This window comes from Lutimaribacter marinistellae (assembly GCF_042648365.1).
GTDB classification, from domain to species: Bacteria; Pseudomonadota; Alphaproteobacteria; order Rhodobacterales; family Rhodobacteraceae; genus Lutimaribacter_A; species Lutimaribacter_A marinistellae.
On sequence record NZ_JBHRXI010000016.1, the window covers coordinates 442,666 to 466,186 of the forward strand.

Genomic DNA, 23,521 nt, shown 5'->3' on the forward strand with positions numbered 1-23,521 from the left:
GCATCACCTGGTATCGTCGCGCTTGTAGGTGCCAACAATGCTGCCCACCATGACGGCGATGTAGAGAACGCCGACAACCGCTTCGAGACCGGCCGCAATTTCTGCCAGTCTCGTCTGTGGAAGGATGTCGCCATAGCCTAGTGTCGTCAGCGTCACTAGGCTGAAATAGATCATCGTCGACGACAGATCGGCGTTCTCCTCAATGGTGAACGAGCCAGGATGCAGTCGCTCCATCTGCATGAAAAGTATCGCCCACGCGACGGCGAGCAGGAGATACCCGAAGACTGCTCCCATGAGATTGTCGATGTTGCCCGCACGAGCGTCGACGAGGTTTGCGAATGTAGCCCAGAGTGCCGCGATCAACAGGATGGCTGACAGCAGCATGGCAGGCCCGAACAGGGCGTCGACCGCAGTCGAGATCGTTATCAAGACAAACCAAGCGGCCGAGATGCCAAAGAAAAAGACCCGATGCCGCCCGGGGGCTGCGGCATGCGCCAATGCACCGATGACAGCCACCTGAAACAGCGCCAGGCTCGACAGCTCGGTCACGACGGTTGAACCAAAAAGCGGGACCACGAGAATAGCGACTATCAGCAGCGATAGAAGGCCACCCCACCGTGCGCCAGAATTCGCATCGCTCAGTGTCTCGGCCCTCGAAGATGGTGTCGGCATGACTGCTCTCCTGATTGTGCTGTCCGGCCAATGCTCACATCAGGCTAAGCAAACAGCGGCCCACTGCAGTTCAGCAGGGAGCCGCCGCAGAAGGCAAGGGTGACCGATGGCCCGCATGGTAATGTGCGGCCGCGTCGGAAACTGCCGAACATGCTGGCGAGCGCGATGATCGCAACAACGGCAGCAAAGGGGGACACGACCGCCACCATGAATACATCGAGATAGCTATTTCGGTGCGCCGGCTTGCAGGAGGCGAGGCGCACGCAGGTGTCGCCCAACGCATACAGCGCGATGCCTATCCAGCTCGACTTTAACCTAGTGAGGGTGGCAGGGTTGTCAGCGACATCGCGACGGTCACGAGCGGGTTATCGCCACTGGCCGACAGAAGCGCGTCGCCGATGCCGCCAAAGGCCGGTACCGCGGCCACGACTGCGCCGAAGCCTATGAAGCTCGCTTTATTGAGGATCGGCAGGACCGAGGCATCGGCCCCCTAGTTGAAACTGGCATGGAGATCGAGGAAACGGCAGAGGTTCGTGGCGATCAGAAAGAGGATGGCGAGCGTCAGGGCTGCGATCACCGCCCAGATCCCCTGGACGGTTTGATAGAGGTCTCTCAGAAGAAGGGCAGTGCCGGATAATCGATCTCGGGCCTTGGCACGATCGCGAGAACGAACAGCAGCTTGACCGCGATTACGAACGCCATCGGCGCAAAGGCCAGAAGGAATGAGGCAGGCTGGCGTCTTACGGCACAATCTCCGGCTTTTCTCAGTAAGGTCCAGGACTTCGCCTGGCGCGCGGGCGCTCATCGCCACCTCCGGCTAAGGCAGGCCGTCCTCACGATTGCCGTACCCTTGTCGGCCGCCTAGGGTCACTCATTGAGCTTCAAAGTCGGGACAAGACAGTCGCGGCGAGCGCGATTAGTGAGAGGAAGACCTTGGGGCATCTGTCATATCGTGTCGCCACGCGCCGCCAATCCTTTAGCCTACCGAACGGATTTCGATCCGGTTGCGTCGTTTGTATCGGCGCTTGTCGTATTCGACCGGGATCTTGCGTTGCTTTCCGCCGGGGATGTAGGGCATTTCAACACAACCCTGAACCAGTCAGTGGTATCGCGGCGGTCTCCGAGCAGACAATCGACATCTGGAAGGCTGCTGAGCAGTGCCCGTGCGCGGATGTAATCACTGACTTGTCCGGCGGCAACGAAGAGGTTGATCGGGCGACCCCGGCTGTCGCAGACGGTATGCAGTTCTGTGTTCAAGCCGCCTTTCGTCCGGCCCGTCAGACGTCCACGCCCCTTTTGACACCCATGCTGGTCGCTGTGCGGTGAGCCTTCAAATAGGTCGCGTCGATCATCAAGGTTTTCTTTTCGCCGTCTTCGGCGGCCAGACCGGCCATCGACTGGGCCAAGATGCCCTTGCCGCTGCGACGCCCCAACGGTTACAGGGCGTCGTGTGCGGCCCGTAGGCAGACAGGCACCGCGCTCCCACAACCCTTTGCGATTGATAAAGATATTGCCACTCGAAACAAGCCAGTCATCGACGCCGGGTTTGCTGTGGGATTTCGCAAAGAAGGGCTGGAAACGTGCCATCTGCGCATCCGTCAGCCAGAAAAGACCAGACATGTTCACCGCTCATCTTTCGAACCGTGAATCTTGCCTCCAACGAGAAATCAATGGCTCCTTACACTATGAAAGTTACCTGTAAAAAAATGAGAGCAAATTCGCAAAGGCTGAATTGAAATCAACTGTGACCGAATTGATGACTGGCCAGTCTCATGCCAACAGGTCGAACACCTCGCCACCGATCTGGAGGTTGATGCTCTCCTGGCCCTCGCCATCGACCAGCGCCCACATGATCTGCCCCGTCGGGCGATAGATCACGAACGCCTCCTGGACGGACGCGTCGCCCGAGCGTACCCCATCCGGCGTCGCCGTATGTGCGAGGTTGATCTGGAACTGATCCGCCGTCGCGGCCTGACCGAAAACCAGGACATCGCCCTCGGTCGCATCATAGTCCTGCACCCAGTCCGAGCCATGATCGGCCACGCCAAGATGGAAGAACCGGTCAGCGCCATCGCCGCCGTTGATGCGGTCATAGCCGAAGCCACCGTTTACGAAATCGTCTCCCGCTCCGCCAAAGACGAGGTCCGACAACGCGCCGCCAGTGATCACGTCATTTCCGCCCTGGCCCTGCAACTCATCGGCACCGAACCCGCCGGCGAGCGTGTCGTTCCCCTCCTGGCCATAAATGAGATCGTTTCCGCCGCCCCCGTCGGCCAAGTCGTTGCCTGCCCCGGCAAAGATCACATCACGCAAATCGTCCTCGGCCGCGGCCGGTCCGCCGACAAGACTGTCGTCACCATCTCCGCCGTTGATCGTGTCCGTCCCGGGGCCGGCATCGATGCTGTCATTGCCGCCATATCCCAATAGGCGATCATCCCCTTCATACCCGCGAAGGGTGTCTTTTCCGGGCCCACCCTGAAGCTCGTCGGCTTCTTCCGTTCCGTCCAGATCGAGCGCATCCGGCGCAACTGGCTGGAAGATCACCGGATCGCTGCCACGGCTCCCCGGGTTTAGGGCTGAGGCAAGGCGAGTTCCCTGCTGGGTGCCGTCCGTCATCCAGAGTTCGTCACCCTCGTCATCTGATCGGGCGACGAAATAGACCAGCTCCCCGGACCCGAAGAATCCATACCCGCCGTCATTGGCATCCGCCGAGCCACCCGAGGCGCTGATATTGGCCAGTTGGAACGTGCCCTCGGCGGTACCATCGGTTACCCAAGGTTCTCGGTAATCGGCACCGTTCACCGAGAAGTAGAGCCGATCGCCTACCGCCGTTAGGTTACGGATACTGCCGCTGGGCGATCCCGGCTCGGTATCGGCAAATAGCTCTACCGTGCCGTCCGACAGGGTGGCGCGATAGAGCTCGAACCCTAAATCACCCTCCCCGTCGGCATTGCGCGCCCGAAAGTAGAGGTGATCGCCGAACCGCGTGAGATGTGCGGCCCTTGTACCCTCCGCCAGTTCGGTGAATATTTGCGTGCCCTCCGGCGTTCCGTCGGTCCGCCAGATCTCGGTCCGGGAATTGCCGTTGCTGTCATTCGTCACGAAGAATACCCGACCATCGACCTCGATCAGGTTGCTTGGGATTTCGGTGTCGTCATCCCCGCCGAAATCGGTGAGCAGCGATGTCGCGGTGCCATCAGTGATCCACAGCGCGTTCGGCTGATCACCGCTGGCCGCGCCGAAAATCAGTTGATCTCCAAGGGCCACAGTCGCGTCCATGTTATTGCCGACATCGAGGCCCAGATACCGCCGTGCCGAGTCGCTCGCTTCGAGCCAGCTGGGAGTACTGCCTTTCAACTCGATCGTACCGGCGGTCGTGCCATCCGTTCGCCACAGCGCGGCGCCTGCCTCGACATCTTCCAGCCAGAAATACTGGAACCCACCGCTTTGCTTGGACCAGGAGACCCCATCGATATCGACGAACCTGTAACTGTTGCGAACGCCGCTGCCGGTGCCTTCGACGATGTCGGCCAGAAGGCGCGTGCCGTTGATCGTGCCATCGGTGATCCACAATTCTCGGCCCGCCTCGGCTGTGTGGGCCGAGAAAAGGGCCATTTCGTCAAAGCTTTCGAAATGCTCGGGATCGGATCGGCCGGGGTCGTCCGGTGTCATTGCAGTAAGAAAGCGCGTCCCGTTTTCGGTTCCGTCCGAGGCGTAAAGCTCGTATCGCTCGACATCCGTGGCCGCGGCGGCGAAGACGAAGATGTCCCCGGCGAATGCGCCGCTTCCCGGATCCGGGACACCGCTTTTCGGTCGCTCGAAATCGGTGCCCTCGTTGAAAACACCAGTGTGAACTTCAAGCAGCCGGGCGATGCCCGTTTGGGTGTCGAAAAGATGGAGTTCACGCCCTGCCGGACTGTCCGCCATTACGAAAAACGTCATGAACGCCTCCCTGCGTGTGACGCAACCGCCGAGGTCATTCTATCAAGTTTGGTGTTTCGCAACAACGTGGCGACATGAGGGAGAAAGCGCGTCACAACTTACAGCCCGGTGGTGCAGCGGACCACCTCGATGTTTCAAAGCGATTGACTGCATGGCCATCGGGTTCAGTTGCCGACCCAGAGCCAGTTCGCCCTACAAAGTCCGCTACCAAGTGCTTTGTGCCGAAAAATATGGTACTTTGCTGCGATCAAGGGAGGAGCGATCATGACCGGCTGGCGTATCGAAGGCGAGTACATGGAAACCTGCAACTGCGATTTCCTTTGCCCGTGCATTACCTCGAACTTGACCGCGACTCCTACGGAGGGTGACTGCAAGGCGGCAATTGCAATGAAGATTACCAGTGGAGAAAAAGACGGTGTTTCGCTGGAAGGAGTGTCCTTCATAGTGCTGCTTCACGCGCCGAGTGCAATGGCGGACGGAGACATCAAGGTTGGTCTGATTGTCGATGAGAGCGCTACCGACCAACAAACTGCAGCGATCGTCGACATCGCTACCGGGGCTGCCGGTGGTCCGATGGAAGCCTTGGGTCCCTTGGTCGGCGAAGTTGCCGGTGTCGAGAAACGTCCGATCACTTTCGTGTCGGAAGGCGACACGATAGCCGTGACCGCTGGTGAGCTGATCGACCAGGAGGTGGAGGCCGTCAACAGCGCGCTTCCAAATGGTGGCCCCATCAAGATTACGAATGTCCCTCATCCGGTTACATCGACGCTGGCACTCGCACGAGCCAAGAAGAGTAGGTTCAACGCATTCGGGGTGGAATGGGACGATGCCACCGGCTCCAGAAATGGACATTTTGCACCGTTTGCCTGGTCGGCTTGATCGGTACGGACGCGATTGAGCGCGCTGTGACCACGGTAATCGAAGATACGCTTGAACGCAGCCTGAAGCGAGATCGGCTAATACTGATGGTCGGTCTCTCAGCCGTCGTTGCTCTTGCAGCAGTCTACACTGTGCTTGGGATCGGCATGTCAATGTCGGCGATCACGATGACACGGATGGCCATCGAAATGCCCGGCATGATGATGGCGTCCGGTGAGTGGACGATTGGATATGCGTTCATGATCTTCCTCATGTGGTGGATAATGATGATCGCCATGATGGTGCCGAGCGCGGCCCCGACCGTGTTGTTTTACGCTGCACTCGTCAGGAAAAACACGAATGTGGACAAGGTTTATGCAGCGGTCCCCGTCTTCCTTTCCGGCTACCTGCTCGTTTGGGGCGTGTTCAGTCTCGCCGCAACTGCCGTGCAATGGTTCTTGGTTTCAATCGGGAAGATGAGCGGGATGATGGAAATCACGCAAGCTCCTCTTGCAGGAGGTTTGCTGGTGGCCGCCGGGCTTTATCAGTTGTCTCCCCTGAAGCAGGCATGCCTGCGGCAGTGCCAGCATCCACTTATGTTCTTCATGCAAAACTGGAGACCCGGTGTGCTGGGTGCTCTTGGTATGGGGACACAAAACGGGTGGTTCTGCCTTGGGTGCTGCTGGGTCCTCATGGCGCTGCTTTTTGTCGGCGGGGTGATGAACCTGCTTTGGATCGCCGCACTTGCGTTGTTTGTGGGATTGGAAAAACTCGCCGTTGGCCTACCGTGGCTGTCGCGGCTTTCCTCCCTCGCGTTGATCGTCGGCGGGCTGGCACTTGTCGTTCTGTGATTGGCTTACGCCAATCAGGACGTAGATCAGACAAGACTCACCCCGCTTGCCCAATCACCGAAGCGTCTCTGACGCCCTTTAGTGCGTTTGTCGCGGAGGGGGATGGGACAGATCTCTGGGAGGCTTCTCTTGGCCGCCGGCGGGTTACCGTTTTCCTACTCGGCCATAATTCAGACCGGAGCCCGGCAGGGGCGCAAGAGTCCGCCAGACGGTGTTCGTGCCGCGCAATTTCCCTTCGAATTCAAGAGGCTACCATACAGGCCGCGCTTGAATAGTTGCAGAAACTCCAGGGGTTTTCGGTTGTTGCGGTTCTGAAACGAAACCACTTCAACTCATGGCGCGCCATCGTAAGCAGACTAGGGTTCGACTCACACGGCGCCGCTGCTCCGCCCGTGCCGCGCAGGCTCTGCTAGGAAAGAGGTAAAGACATCCTGCCGTGAGTGAGACCGGTTTGCATTTTTCTGGCAGCACCGGGAAAAGATTTTTGCATCTTAACACCGCATCCTCCTCTTCCCAATGCTGCCTGAAATTGGCACGATGCAACGCCATCAAAAAGCACAAGCCTCTGCCTTAGTCTGAAGCTGATGCAAAAACAGACCGAAAGAGCCTGGGTCGCTCTGGCCCTAATCGCGTGGGGAAAGTCAGATCAAATCAGATCGAAAGTTGACCATGGTCAAGAAAGGAACGAAGCCAAAGGAGGGATTCATCAAGGGTATGTGCTTGGTGGTCGGACTGTGCTTTTTGGTTCTGGCCGGATGCTCGACTGGTAATCGCTCGTTCGAGCAGACGCCATCTTTCGCGCCCGAACAACCGACAAGCACGCGCCTTTCACGAGCTGTCCGGAAATGGGGTGATCCCCTTGATGGTCGTTCTGGCGTGAAGCTGATCGGCAACGGAGAAGAGGCGTTTGCAGCGCGTCTCGCGCTTGCTGCGGCCGCCGAGCAAACGATTGACGCCCAATATTATCTTTTGCACAACGATCTGACCGGCCAAATCTTTGCCGCGAGTCTGCTCCAGGCCGCCGACCGTGGAGTGCGAGTGCGGCTCTTGCTCGATGACATGGACACCAAGAGTTATGATCCCGCAACAGCAGCTCTCGACTCTCACGAAAACATAGAAATCCGACTATTCAATCCATTCTGGCGGGATCAGAGCCTTGTCGCGGCTGGCTTCACAGACTTCAAGCGGATCAATCGCCGGATGCACAACAAGTCGATGACCGCAGATAATGCGGTGTCAATTGTTGGTGGGCGCAATGTCGGCGACGAGTATTTCCTCGCCAAACAGGAAATGAATTATTCGGATCTGGACATGCTGGTGGCCGGGCCCGTAGTCGCAGAAGTTTCAACCAACTTCGATGACTACTGGAACAGTCGGTTTGCCGTACCTGCCAACGTTGTGGTTGGCACGCCTGATGGATTCAGCCTTGAGCAGGCACGCGGTCGTTTGGACGAAATCATAGGCGATGCGCGCGAAACACAATACGCAGAGGTTGTACGCGAAGCAGCTGCGCAGAACTTTTCGGGCTCCAACTTGAAACTCGATTGGGTCCCAGCCGAGATGTATTCGGACCCGCCATCGAAGGCGGCCGGCGATAACAACAACGGAGAAATCCTAGCTTCGCAGCTTTCGGGCTATTTTGAAAGTGCGACTTCGAAGGTCGAAATAATCTCCGCCTATTTTGTTCCACGTACACGGGGCACCAACTGGTTGCTGGAGCTTGAAGCGCGCGGCGTAGAAGTGTCCGTGGTGACAAACTCGCTGGCATCAAACGACGTGAAACCTGTTTATGCGCACTATGCAAAGGACAGGCGGACGCTTCTTGAAGGTGGGGTTGACCTGTACGAGCTCCGACCTGATGCAGATCGAGAACGACAGCGCGGTGTCTACTGGGGTCAATCCAGATCCGGACTACACGCCAAAGCATTCTTGATAGACGACCGATACCTGTTCGTAGGTTCCTTCAACTGGGATCCCCGCTCGGTGAACATCAACACAGAGATGGGTATCCTGATCGATTCCACCGCCATGGCCGGAAGTACATCCAAAGCGCTCAGAGAAGTCCTCGGCGCAGCGACCTTTGCCGTAAAGCTCGACGAAAATGAACGCATTTCTTGGACCGAGACTGACGTTGAAGGCAAAAGGCGTGTTTACTACCACGAACCGACGGGGTCTGTTTGGGAGCACCTCGTCGCATCACTTTATGGGATACTTCCAATCGGGTCGCAGCTGTAGGGTTTCGGTGTCAGTGGCAAATCCCCAACACCTGTGCCTCGGTCAGCCGAAGCGTAACTGGCAGAACAAGTTGGTTTAAGTCGGGCAGGGCGGTTCCGGACCCGCCTGAAATGCTCCGAAACGACGCATTTCGTTACCTAAGACAAGCCGTGAGAGCGTCCGTCTGGCGCCGATGTTGTGTGCCCGTTTCCTGCCTCTTCGTTCCGGGGCATGAAGATTTACTGCACGAACGGGGCATCGACGTGAGCCATTGACCCTCCCCCGCGATTAGGGCTGGTGTGATCTGGAATCTTCCGGTTGGGTTTCAGTGTTGAGCGACAGCGTGGAGACCGCATCACGGAAGCGGAATGTGGGCGCGGTCAACACAATGTTGTCTGCCGGGGTTCCTGATGTGCTTTCGCTATCGGTCGCCTCTGTCTTCTGGCCCTGCGCCGAGCAACGAAAGCAAACTTGATTCTGCAGAAGTGGTATATGGACGCAGAGCAATGATCTTGCCCGATAGATCTCGCAACATTCGGCCCGCTGCTCCTTGAGCATTCCGGTTATCGGCTCATCGGCGCAACGGTTCACGTGGGTCTTTCTGCTCACTGAGGCCGGTTTTCGGCACCCTCCAAGCCGTCGACTTTGCCTTCGCCTTCTGCCAACGTTGGGTTCGTTCGGCGCCCGTAGGAGATGACATGTCCGAGATCTGGGAGATGACGGCAAGTCAGATTGCCGCTGCTGTAAAGTCTGGACGCTTGTCCGCCATTGAAGTGACGAAGGCGCATCTTGAACGGCTCGCCAGCATAAACCCCGCAATCAATGCAGTGGTACAAGAATTTCCCGAAGAGGCATTAGACGCCGCGGGGAAAGTGGATGCAGCGATTGCACGTGGTGAGGATCCGGGCCCTCTGAGCGGTGTGCCGGCAACCATCAAGGTAAATGTTGATCAGAAGGGCCATGCAACCACTAATGGAGTCCGATTGCAGCAAGCGCTAATCGCCAGGGACGACAGCCCAGTCGTTTCAAATATTCGAAAGGCGGGCGGCATCATCGTAGGGCGGACAAACACTCCGGCGTTCTCGATGCGCTGGTTCACCAAGAACGATTTGTACGGTCAGACACTGAATCCCAGGAACAGAGAGATCACACCAGGAGGGTCGTCGGGTGGCGCTGCTGCAGCGGTTGCAGCGGGCATATGTGCCATAGGGCACGGTACGGATATCGCTGGGTCGATCCGGTATCCTGCTTATGCCTGTGGCCTGCATGGATTGCGTCCAACACTGGGCCGCATTCCAGCATACAATTCCAGTGCGCCCGATCGCTTTATCGGTGCGCAACTGATGGCTGTGTCCGGCCCGATCACGCGCAGCATGGCCGATCTCGACATCGCGTTTGCCGCAATGTCGGCGCCAGATCCCAAAGACCCCCTATATGTCCCTGTGGCGCGCGACAGTGTCGACTTTCCGAAACGTGCCGCCTTGACGGTTTCACCAGATCATCTCGAGGTGAATGAAGATGTTTGCGCTGCCCTTCTGGATAGTGCGAACCGGATGCGCGACGCGGGTTGGATCGTGGAGGAGGTGGACTGTCCACCGATGAGGCGCGCAGCCGATATCAACGCGTGGCTGTGGATGGGCGAAACGCAGTTTGGAGCGGCCGAGATGGTGGCCCGCGAGGGCGAGGCGGACTCGCAGTTCGTCTTCGCTCAGATGTCGCAATACTCAGGCGAGGTGGGGTTCACCACTTTGATGGAGGCGCTTCAGGCACGCATAGGCATAATGCGCCAATGGGACTTGTTCCTCCGCGATTATCCTGTCGTCCTGTGCCCTGTCTCCGCTGAATTGCCGTTCGATCAACAACTTGATGTCAGTTCGGACGCCGCCTTCGGGCGGGTTTACGAAGCTCAACTGACACAAAGGGCGCTACCGGTGATTGGTGCGCCAGCTCTGACGGTGGCGACGGGCGAAATCAATGGGCTGCCGGTGGGCGTTCAGCTAATCGGTCCGCGCTATCGGGAGGACATCCTGATCGCCGCAGGGCATGATATCGAGTCTGCAGGCAGCCCGATAAGGGTTGCAAATCCGGCATGGGGTAAGGTTGAGAACCTTTGATTTCAGGCTAACCGCGGGATCATCCGCCTGGCGTTGAAGTTTTGCGGTTACACAAGGCGCAAGGATGGTCCGCCCGGAACCGTAGCAACCAACTTTTGCCGTGCTGGACGACCGCACCGGTGGTAATTGGTGCTGCTGTCAGCCTGGAAACGGGAATGTGGGTGAGCGATCGGGCAGAGGACGCGTATTTCCCATTCCGGCGGCGGGAGAGCGTTGCTCCGGTTTTGGCGCATGTGGAGCTTGCAGAGGTTCGCCACCTCCCACACCTCGGGTATTGATCACTTCAGTTCGGAGCGCAGTTTGACCAATGAATGATAGGACTGCAAACGACTTCGTCGCGCGGCTCCGGCCGAGTGGGGCGGTTTACGCGCGGAACAAGGGACGGCCTCGTGCCTTCGCGGAGGCTGGTTAAAGCTGAGCTTGCAGCACCGTCGCGGGATCCCGCCCCAACCGCCCTTGAAACTTGGCTACGAACGTGCGCCACTTCGGGCTGGCAAGAGCCCGTCCGGCCGCACAAGAAGCACGCCAATAACAGCGCTCAGGACGAGGGCATCGCGGTAAGGGGCAAGCGAGTCCGGCAGGAATGCTTGCGTGAGCACTTCGAGCGTGCCAACGACAAAGCCGCCCAGAACGGCGCCACCCAGGCTGCCCAAACCGCCAAGAACGGTTGCAATGAAGGCTTTGAGCACCGGAAAGAACCCCATCATCGGATCAACGGAACCGCGCTGCGCGGTCCAAATCACGGCGGCGACCCCAGCCAGAAGACCCGAGATCGCAAATGCCGCTGCCACAACCCGATTGGCCCGAACGCCCAGCATGCGCAACATATCGAAATCCTCGGCGGCGGCGCGCATCGCCATCCCGATTGCCAGACGCCGAAGAACAAAGGTCAAACAGCCAAGCGACAGGATTGTCACGATGATCGAGGCCGTCGGCGCAACACCAATCGTCAATCCGCCGATCTTGTAAGAGCTGGACCACGCAGCCGGAAACGAGATAGGCACGGGGCGAGCCGATATACCGTTTTGAAACAGCACCTTGAGGATTTCCGACACCGCGAAACTCGTGATCAAAAGCGAAATCACGTCAGCGCCGCGCATGACGCGAAAGGCCGTTCGTTCCATCGCAAGAGCCATGACAACCGCAGCGCCCAATCCCATGCACAGTGCGGCCACCGGCGGAAAACCCAAAAGCATGGACAGGAAGATGCCATACCCCCCGAAGGTCATGATCTCTCCGTGGGCAAAGTTGATCAGCCGGACGATGGAAAAAACGATGGCCAAACCAAGTGCGAGCATCGCGTAGATGCCGCCGAGGCTCAGCGCGTTGATGAGTTGTTGTACCAGTTGATCCATCGCTTAGGCTGCCAGATACGCTGATTTCAGAAGTTCGTCGCTCGCCAGGTCGGAAGGCGCGCCTTGGCCTGCGATTTCTCCATTGGCCATCACGACAGCGTGGCTTGCGACTTCCAGAGCAAGCGCCGCGTTTTGTTCGACGAGCAGGATCGAGATGCCCTCGTTCTGCAATTCTTCAATGATGGAAAAGATCGTATCGACCATCTGCGGGGCAAGCCCGAGCGAAGGCTCATCCATCAAGAGCAGCCGAGGTGCCCCCATCAGGGCACGGGCAACGGCCAGCATCTGCTGTTCCCCGCCCGACAGCAGCCCCGCAAGTTGGCGGCGGCGTTCGCCCAGAATGGGGAAGCGCTCCATCATCTCGTCGCGGCGCTTGGCAGCGACTGGCGACGTCGCCAAAGCTGTGCCCGCTACGATCAGGTTTTCCTCAACCGTCAGCGAGGCAAAGATGCGCCGACCTTCTGGGCAGATGCCCACACCCGAGCGCACGATGGCGTCGGGAGTGGATTTGGTCGTGGTGTGGCCGAAAAGAGTGACCCGCCCGGAAGTCACCGGAACGACACCGGCAATCGCCATCAACGTACTTGATTTACCGGCACCATTTGCACCCAACAGCGCAGTGATCCCTCCCGTGGAGAGGCCAAAGCTGATGCCGCGTACGGCCCTGACAGGTCCGTAACGCACATCAAGCGCCTCAACCTCGAGGATCGGATTCATCTGATCGGCCATCGGATCAGGGTTTTGGCAGGGTCTCGGGATCCGCCATCTCGCGCAGGACGAACTCCTTTTCGCCATCTGCGGTGATCCGGGCCACGACAACCTCGCGCAGAGGCATGCGATCTGTACCCTTGAAGGTGAAGTTTGACATGGTGGCCTCGCCATTCTCGATCTCGGCCATGGCGGCGCTGACGGCCGCTGGGTCGGTCGTGCCCGCTGCTGCAACGGCTTGCTCGATCATGTCGGCGATGTCACATCCGTTCACGTAGTAGTTGTTGTCCGGTTTGGTGCCTGTCGCTTCTTCGAAGCGTGTGATGAAATCGGCATAGGCGGAGCCTTCGTCCGGGAAACCGCCCGATGTGTGAACGACTCCACTGACCACCTCGCCCAAACCGCGCACCGTAGGTGTGTCAAGTACATCGCCGCCCATTACTTGCGTCTCGACGCCAGCTCCTCGCAAGGCGCGAATGAATGCGGGGAAGTCCGGTTCCCATGCCCATGTGACGATAACATCCGGAGTGGTCTCCGCGTTCTGGATGTTCGTTACGATGGCGGAGAAGTCGGGCTGATTTAGGCTATAAGTGCTCTCACCAACCACCTCGCCGCCAAGTGTCTTGAAGACCTCACCGAAGTAACGCGGTCCACCAAGCGAATAGGCGCTGTCTGGCGAGGTAAGCAGCCAGGCTTTCTCGAAGCCCTGATCGCGCGCATAGCCAGCCAATACCGCGCCTTGCTGGTTGTCGGCGGGGTAGCTGCCGAATACATGCGGGCCGACCTGCGTCAAAACAGGTGCCGTGCCAGCGAATGTCATTGTTGGCACCATGTCGGGGGCGGTGATCTGAGCGGCAGCGATGGTCGGGTCGGCGTCGGCGGAAGACACAATGAACTGCGCGCCGTCATCAAGCATCTCCTGCACGACCTGCACACCAAACGCAATGTCGGAGCGCGTGTCTTTCACGATCAATCTGACAGGTATTGTCCCATTCAGGCCTCCATTGGCCATTTTCTCGTCCATGCAGAACTTGAAACCGGCGTAGGCAGGACCGTCATACGGGGCGAGGTAGCCAGATTGTGCCGACATTACGCCGATAACGTACTCCTCGGCAAAGCTTGCGCTAGCGAGTGCCGCGACGGCGGTGCCAAGCAAAAGTGATTTCATCTTCATGTTGTTTCCTTTCAAAGATTTAGTTGGCTAGGACTTCTTTGGGAGGAGTGGTATCGGCAGCACGGGCCACCCGACCGCGACCGATGTAAGCTTCGATTACGTGAGGGTCGGCGCGCACCTCTTCGGGGGTGCCTTCGGCGATCTTCTGGCCCCGGTTCATCACGATGATATGGCTGCACAGACGATTGACAAAGCGCAGATCATGGTCGATCAACAGGATGCCGATGTTGCGATCTTCGCGGATGCGTATGAGCCGGTCGGCAAGATCATCCGTTTCCGCCGGGTTCATCCCGGCCGCCGGTTCGTCCAGCAATAGAATGGCCGGGTCCTGCGCCAGAGCCCGGGCAATCTCCAATCGCTTGCGTGCGCCGTATGGCAGGTTTTCGGCGCGCATTGCGGCAATGTCGCGCAGATCAAACGCGTCGAGTTCGCGCAACGCGATGGCATTGGCATCTTTGCGGCTGAATCCAGCGGCCAGTGCGGCAACCAACACATTTTCAAAGGCGGTCAGGCCAGAGAAAAGGCGCAGGTTCTGAAAACTGCGGGCCACGCGGTATTTGATGATGCGATGTCTTGGCAAGCCAGTCAGGCTTGTGCCATCGATTTCCGCGGTCCCGGCATCAGCGCTGTATTGTCCGGTGATCAGGTTGACCAAGGTCGATTTGCCGGCCCCGTTCGGCCCGATCAACCCCGTGATCCGGCCTGCAGGCACGTCAAAGCTGACATCGGCCACTGCTTGGACACCGGCAAACGCCCTCGAAAGGCCGCGCGCTTCAAGTGTTTCGGATGTCACGGGACGAGGCGCCGGAGCGGCCTTGGCAGTGCCCTTGATACGCTGAAACATCCGCGCGCCGGCACCGGGACCCAGCTCAAAGCTTCCAACCAAACCTTGGGGGCGCAGCCAAATGACCAACAGGATGGCAATACCCAAAGAGACGGTCGTCAGGCCAAAGACCTCGGGCAGGGTAACACTACCAAGGGTGATACCGCCTTCGAGGTTTCTTACCGTGTTCTGCAGTAGGGTGACCGCCACAACGCCGACGACGGCACCGCCTACGGAACTCATGCCGCCGACGATCATCATGACGACATGGGCGAAGACGAGGCTGAGATAGAACGACGCCGGTGAAAACGCGCCCAGGATATGCCCGTAAAGTGCCCCCGCGACGGTGGCCAGAGTACCGGACAAGGTCCACGCCACCAATCGCGCACGCCTCGGCGAGATTCCCAGAGCGGTCGCCGCGTCCTCATCATCTCGGACAGCACGGGCAAAAAAACCCCATCGGCTTTCGCGAAAAAGCCGGGCGATCAGAATAAACAGCATGGCTGCGATCAGAACAAAGGTCAGATCGGTTACCCTTGGTACGCCGTAAAATGTCTGGCTGCCGCGGGTGAACTCGCGCGCACTGATGGCAATGCTATGGACGATGATCAAAAGCCCGAGTGTCGCGATTGCTGCCGACGGCCCAAGCAGCCGCGAAATTGCGCTTCCTGTGAGCAGTGCAAAGGTCAGGCCTGCCAACAGGACAAGGGGCAAAGCACCCAAAACGCTCAACTCGTAGCCGGCAAGCCACGCGGGCAAATCCGGCAATGCACTGCGCTGCAATCCTGCGGGCATCGTCAGGATACCCGACAGGTAGGCCCCCAGAGCCATGAACGCGCCATTCCCGAACGACACGATGCCCGTATTCCCGCAATAAATGGCCAAGGCGACCACTGCTGCCACGTTCACGCACATCAGAACGGCAATGCGCTCTCCGGTTCGTCCGAAAACCAATGTCAGGAAGGCGACTGTGCCGATCAACACCCCAAGCGCAGCGAATGTGCGTGCCACGTTGGCCGCACGAAGTTGGGCCGGATGGGCGCGAAGCGGCTCGCCGTTCATCAGCCGCCCGCCTTAAGTTCCCCGATCAACTCGGCGCTGGTCACTTGACGGCAGTAGCCTTTAATCGCGCTCAACGAGTTGTTGTGGCGTTCTTGCGAATAGGTCAAACAGGCGTCGGTTACCTGCGTGACCAGGTATCCAAGGTCACAGGCATCGCGGATTGCGCTCTCGACGCACTGGTCCGTGATCAGGCCCGCAAGGACCAGCTGCCGTACTCCGAGGTTACGCAAGATGTAGTCGATATTGGTCGAGACGAAAACCGACGACGATGACTTGGGCAACACGATTTCGTCCACTTCCGGCGCGATCCGGTCAATGACCTTGCCGTCCCAACTGCCTTTCGGAACGTTGAACCCGGTGATCTTGTAATCGAGGGAGCGGTCCCGGCCATCCAGCGTCAGGCTCTCGATAGTGGTATACATGACTTCTACGGCAGCGGCCCGTGCAGCCTTTTGAATCGCTTGCATGTTTGGAATAACGCGGCTGTCCAACTGGTCGAAATACCATCCGTATTTCCCTTCGAAATCATTCGGGGACAACCCTTTGAACTCGGCCCCGTCGCGCTCGGCCGAGAAATTCTGCACGTCGATGAAAAGAAGCGCAGATTGATCCGGCACAAGCGGAACGTCGCGGGTTAGTGTCATGTTCCTGTCTCCTGCATGACGGACGATATCGCGTGGGCAATCATCCTTGCCCATTCGGCAGCCCCCTGTGCATCGGAAATCAGATCATTGCGAATTTCGATAAGGGCGTGAGCCGCGCCACTGGGCTCTGCATGTCGCGGGATGAACCAATCGGTCTCATCATCAATCTGATAGGGTTGGTTCACCGCCATGGTCAGCCCCGGCTTTTGTCGCGCGATGGCCTCCAAGAGCGCATGCGCCGTGCTCATGTCGCGGCGACTGAGAAAGCCGGCATGCCAAGGCCGTGAGTTGCCGTCCATGATCGGGGTGAAGGAATGGATTGAAAAGCAACCTTTCGGTTGCAAAGTGCGCATCATGTCGATGAGGGTGTTATCAAGCGGCGCGAAAATCTCTTCGACCCTTTGAAGCTGCTGTTCGGGGGTGATCCCCACATTGCCGAAAATAGTGACACCATCGACCTCTACCGGAACGGCGTGTGGGCTGTCCGGCGGGCGGTTCGCGTCGATCACAAGTCGGCTGTAAGCCTGGATCACAAGCGGAGCGTTCAAGTGCGAGGCGACATCCCGCGCAACGGCAAGCGCACCGATATCCCAGCCTCGATGACTGTCGATTACATTCTGCGATACCCCCAGTTTTGCCAGCGATTTTGGTATTGCTTGGCCGGCATGCTCGCAGAGCAACAGGACTGGTGCGTGCGACTCGGCATTTACAATCGACACCGGGGATGGGTCGGAATCACTGAGAATCGATGTGACTGCGTTGGACGACATAGCCTTCAGCGTTGGAAAAATTGTTTTCTATGTCAACAATTTTTGATTGACTGAAAAATTGTTTTCATCATTCTGGTGAAATGACAGTAAGAACGACCATCAGTGCAGCCTCCGATAGCCTCACCCAGTCAGAGAGGAAATTGGCCGCAACGCTCCTGTCGAATTACCCTTTCAAGGGTTTGCTAAACATCCAGGAGCTTGCCGAAGAGGCCGGTGTCTCTGCTGCGTCCATTTCCCGTTTCACGATCAAGCTGGGGTTGGACGGGTATGCAGATATGCAGCGAAAACTGCTGGAAGAGCTGCGCAGTGGTGATATCTCGCCGGTCGATTTGCATGACCGGAGTACCCGGATCGAAGGCAGCTTTCTTGCGGGCTTCCTGGCACGGGCCGCGGCTCAAATTGAATCCGCCGGGGACGCCATCACAGACGGTCAATTCGACCGTATCACTGCGCTTCTTTCGGATCCGCGTCGACAAGTCTTCGCAATGGGCGGTCGGATCAGCGACACCATTGCACGGCACATGACCTTTCACCTCGCGCAATCCCGCGAAAACGTGCACCACATAGCGCGCGATCCCGAGTCCTGGCCGGTCCACCTGTTGGAAATGAAACCGGGGGACGTGGTTTTCCTGGTGGACTTCCGACGCTACGAACATGCGTTGGAACGTCTTGCACAAGCAATGGCTCGGAAACGCGTAAAGATCGTGCTGCTGACCGACAGCTGGCTTTCCCCAATCAAAAATCACGCGGCAGAGGTGCTGGCGGTACCGATCGAGACGGGCACGATCTGGGACAGCTATGCCGCAGCGCTGGCCATCGTCGAGGCCATCGTCGCGCGTATTGCAGAGCTGACCTGGGAACAGACGCGCGAACGTATCGAAATGTGGGATGCAACCCGCGCCCTGATAACGGAGACCAAGACATGACCGACCTGATCTTTGCCGCAACCTGCGATCTGGCTGGCAAGGTCCGAGGCAAAGCCTTTCCCGCCGATCAACTGGACAAAAGGTTAAAGCGCGGCGTTGGTTGGACACCGACCAATGTTCAGATCACCTGTTTCGATCGCATCGCCGAAAGCCCATTCGGTGCCTTGGGTGACTTGCTGTTGATCCCGGATAACAACGCAGGCGTTACGGCACAGTTCGACGATGGTGTAGAGCGCTTCATGCTGGGTGATATCGTCACGCTCGAAGGGGAGCCGTGGGATCTCTGCACACGCGCCATATTGCGCGGCGCGCTCGAGCGGTTGCAACGCATCGGCGGCGTTTCCCTTCTGGCAGCGTTCGAGCATGAATTCCAACTGATCAAAGGCGAAACGCTGCCGAATGAGGCCTACGGCCGAGCCGGTTTCGAAGCCCAGCGCGGGATTTGCGAAGACTTGATGTCTAACCTTGCGGCGGCTGGCCTTAGCCCTGACAGCATTATGAAGGAATACGGCCCCAACCAATACGAGGTTGTCATCGGTCCTGAACACGGCGTTCGCGCTGCAGATGCGGCGGTGATTGTGCGCGAACTTACCCGTTCCACTGCGCGCCATGCCGGGGAGCACGCTTCCTATGCACCCATCCTGGACGCTTCCAGCGTGGGCAACGGTGTGCACATCCACATGAGTTTTCTTGACACTAGGGGTGAACCCGCGACCTATGATTCAAACGGTCCTTGCGGCATGTCGAACCTGACGGCGGCGTTTTCTGCCGGTGTACTGACCTATCTCGACAGCATCCTTGCGCTGACAGCGCCGTCGGTTGTGTCATACCTGCGATTGACTCCGCATCGCTGGTCCGCCGCCTACAACAATCTCGGCTTTCGCGATCGCGAAGCGTCACTGCGTGTCTGTCCCGTCACCGCCAAAGATCCCGCCAGCATTGCACGTCAATTCAACATTGAGTACCGCGCGGCAGATGCAGCAGCCTGTCCACATCTTGCGCTGGCCGCCATTGTCCATGCTGGATGCCAAGGGATCGAAGATGGCTTGAGTGCGCCTGCGCCGACCGAAGAAGACCTGTCATTGCTGCCACCTGCAGACCTTGATGCGCGGGGGTTTATCCGCCTTCCCGAAACGCTCGGAAGCGCGCTGGAACGGTTCGAGGCCAATGAGACAGTGCGTGGATGGTTCCCAAAGGTATTTGCGCCTGTCTACCTTGCCCACAAGCGCGCCGAGATCGAACATGTGGCCGAGATGGACACCGCCGCGCAATGCTTGGCCTACAGCCAGACGTATTGACGATGAAGCACCAAATGGGCCCTCCGTCGCGTTTGTGGGACGCTATCGCCCTGAGGCGGGCAGGGCGTTTACGTAGCGTTTCGCGCCATCGTCACAAGCGTGAACGCATGCTGCATCCGCGGCCGGTGGAGCAACCAGCGGCACATATCGACCGCGGGTAACTCGCTATGCAGGATCGTAACACTTACTGAGCGTGAAGCAGCCTGTAGCCAGGAGGTTGGAGAGGCCGTCAAGTCAACAGGTCGAACACCTCGCCACCGATCTGGAGGTTGATGCTCTCCTGGCCCTCGCCATCGACCAGCGCCCACATGATCTGCCCCGTCGGGCGATAGATCACGAACGCCTCCTGGACGGACGCGTCGCCCGAGCGTACCCCATCGGGCGTCGCCGTATGTGCAAGGTTGATCTGGAACTGATCCGGCGTCGCGGCCTGACCGAAAACCAGGACATCGCCCTCGGTCGCATCATAGTCTTGCACCCAGTCCGAGCCATGATCGGCCACGCCAAGATGGAAGAACCGGTCAGCGCCATCGCCGCCGTTGATGCGGTCATACCCGAACCCGCCATTGACGAAATCGTCTCCCGCTCCGCCAAAGACGAGGTCCGACAACGCGCCGCCAGTGATCACGTCATTTCCGTCCTGGCCCTGCAACTCATCGGCACCGAACCCGCCGGCGAGCGTGTCGTTACCCTCCTGGCCGAACATTTGGTCGTTGCCGCCGCCGCCCACTGCCAGATCGTCGCCGCTACCTGCATAGATCACGTCGCGCTGGTCGGCCTCGTGGCCGTCAGGGCCGCCGGTGAGTGTGTCGTTGCCGTCACCTCCGTTGAGAGTATCCGCCCCGACGCCACCATCGATCTCATCATCTCCCTCAAGACCGATCAGCCGGTCATTTCCTGCCAACCCGTCGATCGTGTCGTTGAAAGAGGATCCCGTAAGCGTGTCGACTTGTGGTGTACCGGTCAGCATAAGGCCGCCGCTCGCGACTTGGTCGGTCGCGGCGCTGGTGACGGTTTCGTTTGTTCCCAGCCCATCAGTGTAACTCACCCGTACGCTCATTGCCGCGCCAACGTCATCAGCGGTCAGCTGATGGGTTTGCCCGGTCGCACCTGCTATGTCAGCGCCGTTACGCAGCCATTGATACGACAAAACTCCAAGGCCATCGGAATCACTGAGTGTCGAGGTGTCGGCTGTCAGGGTTTCACCTGCCACCAAGTCGCCGGTGATGGTCACCGCGCCATTGGGTTCATTGTTCGATTGCCCTCCGAGTTCGTCGTAGGACATCGACATGTCGTTGAACACGACGGTTTCAACGGTGTTGCGAATGAGGTCTACGCCCGCCGCCGAGGTGACCTGTATCCCCCCGGTCACGACGCTGACCGCCGCATCGCCGCTATTGGAGTCGATGATGGCCTGATCTTTACCGCTTCCACCTTCGATCGTGTCGTCACCGTTCCCGCCAAGAAGGGTATCGTCCCCGGCACCCCCCATCAGGCTGTCATCGCCGCCGTCCGAATTGAGCCAGTCGTCTCCGAGCCCGCCATCCAGGGTATCGTCCGCCGCACCGGTGGTGAACCGGTTGTCTGTGTCGCCGCTCGCTACGAAGCCGAAGCTTTCGATGCCGTAGAACCAGAGATTGTTGCCGCCGTACCCGTCGACCACGCCGGAAAAGCCGTTTTCGTCTTGGGACAGGTAGCCGAAAGAGACATCTCCAAGTTCAAGGGCATCGGTAACTCTCAGCACGTCATTGCCTTGTCCGCCATAAACGGAGTCATCGCCGCCGAGCCACATGCGGAAGCTGTCGTTTCCTCCGCCGCCATCCAACCGATCACGACGCGCGCTCGTCTGATGCCCGGTGAGCAGGTCGTCCCCGGCCGTACCGGTGACATCCATGCTTTCCATGTTTCGCACTGAGCCTGTTCCCAGCAACGTGGATACTTCGTTCAGATCGATGGAAAGGGGCGAAGTCTGGTCGGCGAAGTCTGCGATCCAATGATCCGTGCCTTCACCGCCATCTACGGTATCTCGCCCACTTCCGGTGTTGAGAACGTCATCGCCGGCGCCACTGGACACCATGTCGTTTCCGGCACCGGTTACGATATTGTCATTGCCGCCAACAGCGTCGGTGACTGTGAAATGGTCAATATCGTTGAACCACAGGTTGTTTCCACCCAACCCGTCGAAAACGCCCGAATAGCCATCGGTGCTACCGGAGTTCCAGTACCCGGTGCTGACGCCTTCGCCCAATCCGATGTGAACCGTAAGGCGATCGGAGCCCGATCCCCCGTAAACAGAGTCGTCCCCTCCTATGGCCATGCGAATGTCATCGTCACCACCATTGGCCCTGACGATGTCGATCATGCCGCTGGATTCATGACCGCTCAGCGTGTCGTTTCCGCTACCGCTTTGAAGACGAAATGCCTCCACGTTCTGGACCAGTCCGAGACCAGGCAGGGCGGAGGTCCCGTTCAGATCGATTTCCAGCGCTGAGCTGAGACCAGAATGATCGGCGATCCACAGATCGTTTCCGTCGCCGCCATCCACGGTGTCGCTGCCGGAACCGCTGTTCAGCGTATCGTTCCCGCCGCCGCCTGACAGGGAGTCGTTGCCGTCCCCGGTCCGGATATTGTCGTTTCCGTTGCTGTTATCGACAAAGGTGAAGTGGTTGATGTTGTTGAACCAGAGGTTGTTGCCGCCGTAGCCATCGAAGACGCCAGAAAAGCCATCGACAGCTCCGGTGTTCCAGTACCCGGTCGACACGCCGCCGCTGCCATCGCCAAGGTCGTTGATGACGACCAGACGGTCCGAGCCTTCGCCGCCATTGACAGTGTCATCGCCATTCTGGCGCATTGTGATCAGATCATCGCCGTCATTCGTCGTGACAACATCGTTCATGACACTGTCGAGATGACCGGTAAGGGTATCGTTGCCCGCGCCGGTCGTGACGTTGAATCCTTCCATGTTAACCACCGAGCCGCCACTCGGCAGTGCCGAGGACTGGTTCAGGTTCAGGTCCAGTGCACCTGCCGACGAGTGGTCCGCAATCCAGTAATCCGTACCCGAGCCGCCATCCACGGTGTCGCTGCCGGAACCGCTGTTCAGCGTATCGTTCCCGCCGCCGCCTGACAGGGAGTCGTTGCCGTCCCCGGTCCGGATATTGTCGTTTCCGTTGCTGTTATCGACAAAGGTGAAGTGGTTGATGTTGTTGAACCAGAGGTTGTTACCACCGGAGCCATCGAAGACGCCCGAATACCCGTCTTCGGCACCCGTGTTCCAATAGCCCGTAGATACGCCCCCCAGGTCGTCGCCAAGGTTGTTTGTCACGATCAGACGATCAGACCCCAGGCTGCCATTAACGGTGTCATCTCCTCCGATGTGCATCGTGATCACGTCAGCGCCGGCACCCGCAAAGATATTGTCCGTCATCCGGCTGGAGGCGTGGCCTGTCAGGACATCATTGCCGTTCCCGGTCGTTAGGCGCATCGCCTCGATATTCTGGACCGAGCCAGTGGTGAGGAACGTCGAAAAACCATTCAGATCGATGGAAAAGGCCGAGCTCTGGTCACCGTGATCCGCGATCCAGATGTCGTTGCCTGCTCCCCCGTTGATCTGGTCGTTACCGCCTTCGCTGTTTATGACGTCATCGCCCGCACCGGTATTCAGAATGTCGTTGCCATCGCCCGTATGCAGGTTTTCGTTGCCGGTGACGGTCGTGTTGAAAGTGAAATGCTGAAATCCTGCAAACCAGACGTTGTTGCTGCCCAGGCCATCCAGAACGCCCGAATAGCCACTGGCAAGATCTCCGGCAAAGTACCCGGTCGAGACACCGCTGTCGGGGATCGTATAGGTAAAGATCAGGCGATCGTCTGCACTACCGCCAGTCAGCGTTTCGGTGCCATTGGCATAGTGATTGGTAACAGGATAGTCGGCCATGCGTGTCCTCCCCTAGCGCAGTGGGACCGAGGCTATCGAACCGAACGGCAAGCTGGTTTGAGATAGATCAAGTTTACGGAATGTGTTTCGCTGTGTTGTTCTGCGTCCCGTTTGTCACGATCAGAGAATCCCTGAGTGCGCAGAGCAGGGGGCTTTCTTAGCCTGCAAGTTTTGGC

16 protein-coding genes and 1 pseudogene are annotated in these 23,521 nt (G+C 58.6%); 6 read left to right on the forward strand and 11 right to left on the reverse strand.

What is annotated here, in order from left to right:
• Positions 1–3: 3 nt before the first annotated feature.
• The 4 genes and pseudogenes from ACFORG_RS16230 to ACFORG_RS16245 all read right to left on the reverse strand — a co-directional run bounded on the left by ACFORG_RS16230 (position 4) and on the right by ACFORG_RS16245 (position 4,614).
• Complete coding sequence (locus ACFORG_RS16230) at positions 4–672, reverse strand: potassium channel family protein (protein ID WP_386736561.1); 669 nt, start codon at positions 670–672, stop codon at positions 4–6.
• A 490-nt stretch (positions 673–1,162) separates the two neighbouring features.
• Complete coding sequence (locus tag ACFORG_RS16235) at positions 1,163–1,477, reverse strand: hypothetical protein (RefSeq protein WP_386736562.1); 315 nt, start codon at positions 1,475–1,477, stop codon at positions 1,163–1,165.
• Positions 1,478–1,553: 76 nt separating this feature from the next.
• Positions 1,554–2,292: pseudogene (locus tag ACFORG_RS16240) on the reverse strand (IS5 family transposase).
• 150 nt (positions 2,293–2,442) lie between these two features.
• Positions 2,443–4,614 (reverse strand): hypothetical protein, encoded by a 2,172-nt coding sequence (locus ACFORG_RS16245; protein WP_386736563.1) that lies wholly within the window; start codon positions 4,612–4,614, stop codon positions 2,443–2,445.
• A gap of 264 nt (positions 4,615–4,878) precedes the next feature.
• On the opposite strand from ACFORG_RS16245, the gene ACFORG_RS16250 reads away from it, so the two are divergent.
• The 4 genes from ACFORG_RS16250 (at position 4,879) to ACFORG_RS16265 (ending at position 10,651) form a co-directional block, all read left to right on the forward strand.
• Positions 4,879–5,493 (forward strand): DUF1326 domain-containing protein, encoded by a 615-nt coding sequence (locus ACFORG_RS16250; protein WP_386736564.1) that lies wholly within the window; start codon positions 4,879–4,881, stop codon positions 5,491–5,493.
• 26 nt (positions 5,494–5,519) lie between these two features.
• Positions 5,520–6,323: a DUF2182 domain-containing protein gene (locus ACFORG_RS16255; protein WP_386736565.1), complete on the forward strand. Its 804-nt coding sequence runs from the start codon at positions 5,520–5,522 to the stop codon at positions 6,321–6,323.
• Positions 6,324–6,992: 669 nt separating this feature from the next.
• Entirely contained in the window at positions 6,993–8,558 is a 1,566-nt protein-coding gene (locus ACFORG_RS16260; protein ID WP_386736634.1) for a phospholipase D family protein, read from the forward strand.
• A 677-nt stretch (positions 8,559–9,235) separates the two neighbouring features.
• Entirely contained in the window at positions 9,236–10,651 is a 1,416-nt protein-coding gene (locus ACFORG_RS16265) for an amidase family protein (protein ID WP_386736566.1), read from the forward strand.
• A 467-nt stretch (positions 10,652–11,118) separates the two neighbouring features.
• On the opposite strand, the gene ACFORG_RS16270 is transcribed toward ACFORG_RS16265, so the two are convergent.
• The 6 genes from ACFORG_RS16270 to ACFORG_RS16295 are packed head-to-tail and all read right to left on the reverse strand — an operon-like array spanning position 11,119 to position 17,187.
• On the reverse strand, positions 11,119–12,006 hold the full coding sequence (locus ACFORG_RS16270; RefSeq protein WP_386736567.1) for a branched-chain amino acid ABC transporter permease: 888 nt from the start codon (positions 12,004–12,006) through the stop codon (positions 11,119–11,121).
• Positions 12,007–12,009: 3 nt separating this feature from the next.
• Complete coding sequence (locus ACFORG_RS16275) at positions 12,010–12,735, reverse strand: ABC transporter ATP-binding protein (protein WP_386736568.1); 726 nt, start codon at positions 12,733–12,735, stop codon at positions 12,010–12,012.
• Between the two features lie 4 nt (positions 12,736–12,739).
• Positions 12,740–13,888: an ABC transporter substrate-binding protein gene (locus tag ACFORG_RS16280; protein WP_386736569.1), complete on the reverse strand. Its 1,149-nt coding sequence runs from the start codon at positions 13,886–13,888 to the stop codon at positions 12,740–12,742.
• A 19-nt stretch (positions 13,889–13,907) separates the two neighbouring features.
• Complete coding sequence (locus ACFORG_RS16285) at positions 13,908–15,773, reverse strand: branched-chain amino acid ABC transporter ATP-binding protein/permease (RefSeq protein WP_386736570.1); 1,866 nt, start codon at positions 15,771–15,773, stop codon at positions 13,908–13,910.
• On the reverse strand, positions 15,773–16,417 hold the full coding sequence (locus ACFORG_RS16290) for an isochorismatase family cysteine hydrolase (RefSeq protein WP_386736571.1): 645 nt from the start codon (positions 16,415–16,417) through the stop codon (positions 15,773–15,775). The genes ACFORG_RS16285 and ACFORG_RS16290 overlap by 1 nt, the downstream gene beginning before the upstream one ends.
• Entirely contained in the window at positions 16,414–17,187 is a 774-nt protein-coding gene (locus tag ACFORG_RS16295) for an N-formylglutamate amidohydrolase (RefSeq protein ID WP_386736572.1), read from the reverse strand. The genes ACFORG_RS16290 and ACFORG_RS16295 overlap by 4 nt, the downstream gene beginning before the upstream one ends.
• Before the next feature lie 80 nt (positions 17,188–17,267).
• On the opposite strand from ACFORG_RS16295, the gene ACFORG_RS16300 reads away from it, so the two are divergent.
• Positions 17,268–18,113 (forward strand): MurR/RpiR family transcriptional regulator, encoded by an 846-nt coding sequence (locus ACFORG_RS16300; RefSeq protein ID WP_386736573.1) that lies wholly within the window; start codon positions 17,268–17,270, stop codon positions 18,111–18,113.
• On the forward strand, positions 18,110–19,411 hold the full coding sequence (locus ACFORG_RS16305) for a glutamine synthetase (RefSeq protein WP_386736574.1): 1,302 nt from the start codon (positions 18,110–18,112) through the stop codon (positions 19,409–19,411). The genes ACFORG_RS16300 and ACFORG_RS16305 overlap by 4 nt, the downstream gene beginning before the upstream one ends.
• A 229-nt stretch (positions 19,412–19,640) precedes the next feature.
• Here the strand turns inward: ACFORG_RS16305 and ACFORG_RS16310 are convergent, their stop codons facing one another.
• Entirely contained in the window at positions 19,641–23,345 is a 3,705-nt protein-coding gene (locus tag ACFORG_RS16310) for a beta strand repeat-containing protein (RefSeq protein WP_386736575.1), read from the reverse strand.
• Positions 23,346–23,521 lie beyond the last annotated feature (176 nt).

Coding starts and splice junctions, on each gene's coding strand:
- ACFORG_RS16230 (WP_386736561.1), bottom strand. CDS start 672: ATGCCGACACCATCTTCGAGGGCCGAGACACTGAGCGATGCGAATTCT.
- ACFORG_RS16235 (WP_386736562.1), bottom strand. CDS start 1,477: ATGAGCGCCCGCGCGCCAGGCGAAGTCCTGGACCTTACTGAGAAAAGC.
- ACFORG_RS16245 (WP_386736563.1), bottom strand. CDS start 4,614: ATGACGTTTTTCGTAATGGCGGACAGTCCGGCAGGGCGTGAACTCCAT.
- ACFORG_RS16250 (WP_386736564.1), top strand. CDS start 4,879: ATGACCGGCTGGCGTATCGAAGGCGAGTACATGGAAACCTGCAACTGC.
- ACFORG_RS16260 (WP_386736634.1), top strand. CDS start 6,993: ATGGTCAAGAAAGGAACGAAGCCAAAGGAGGGATTCATCAAGGGTATG.
- ACFORG_RS16265 (WP_386736566.1), top strand. CDS start 9,236: ATGTCCGAGATCTGGGAGATGACGGCAAGTCAGATTGCCGCTGCTGTA.
- ACFORG_RS16270 (WP_386736567.1), bottom strand. CDS start 12,006: ATGGATCAACTGGTACAACAACTCATCAACGCGCTGAGCCTCGGCGGC.
- ACFORG_RS16275 (WP_386736568.1), bottom strand. CDS start 12,735: ATGGCCGATCAGATGAATCCGATCCTCGAGGTTGAGGCGCTTGATGTG.
- ACFORG_RS16280 (WP_386736569.1), bottom strand. CDS start 13,888: ATGAAGATGAAATCACTTTTGCTTGGCACCGCCGTCGCGGCACTCGCT.
- ACFORG_RS16285 (WP_386736570.1), bottom strand. CDS start 15,773: ATGAACGGCGAGCCGCTTCGCGCCCATCCGGCCCAACTTCGTGCGGCC.
- ACFORG_RS16290 (WP_386736571.1), bottom strand. CDS start 16,417: ATGACACTAACCCGCGACGTTCCGCTTGTGCCGGATCAATCTGCGCTT.
- ACFORG_RS16295 (WP_386736572.1), bottom strand. CDS start 17,187: ATGTCGTCCAACGCAGTCACATCGATTCTCAGTGATTCCGACCCATCC.
- ACFORG_RS16300 (WP_386736573.1), top strand. CDS start 17,268: ATGACAGTAAGAACGACCATCAGTGCAGCCTCCGATAGCCTCACCCAG.
- ACFORG_RS16305 (WP_386736574.1), top strand. CDS start 18,110: ATGACCGACCTGATCTTTGCCGCAACCTGCGATCTGGCTGGCAAGGTC.
- ACFORG_RS16310 (WP_386736575.1), bottom strand. CDS start 23,345: ATGGCCGACTATCCTGTTACCAATCACTATGCCAATGGCACCGAAACG.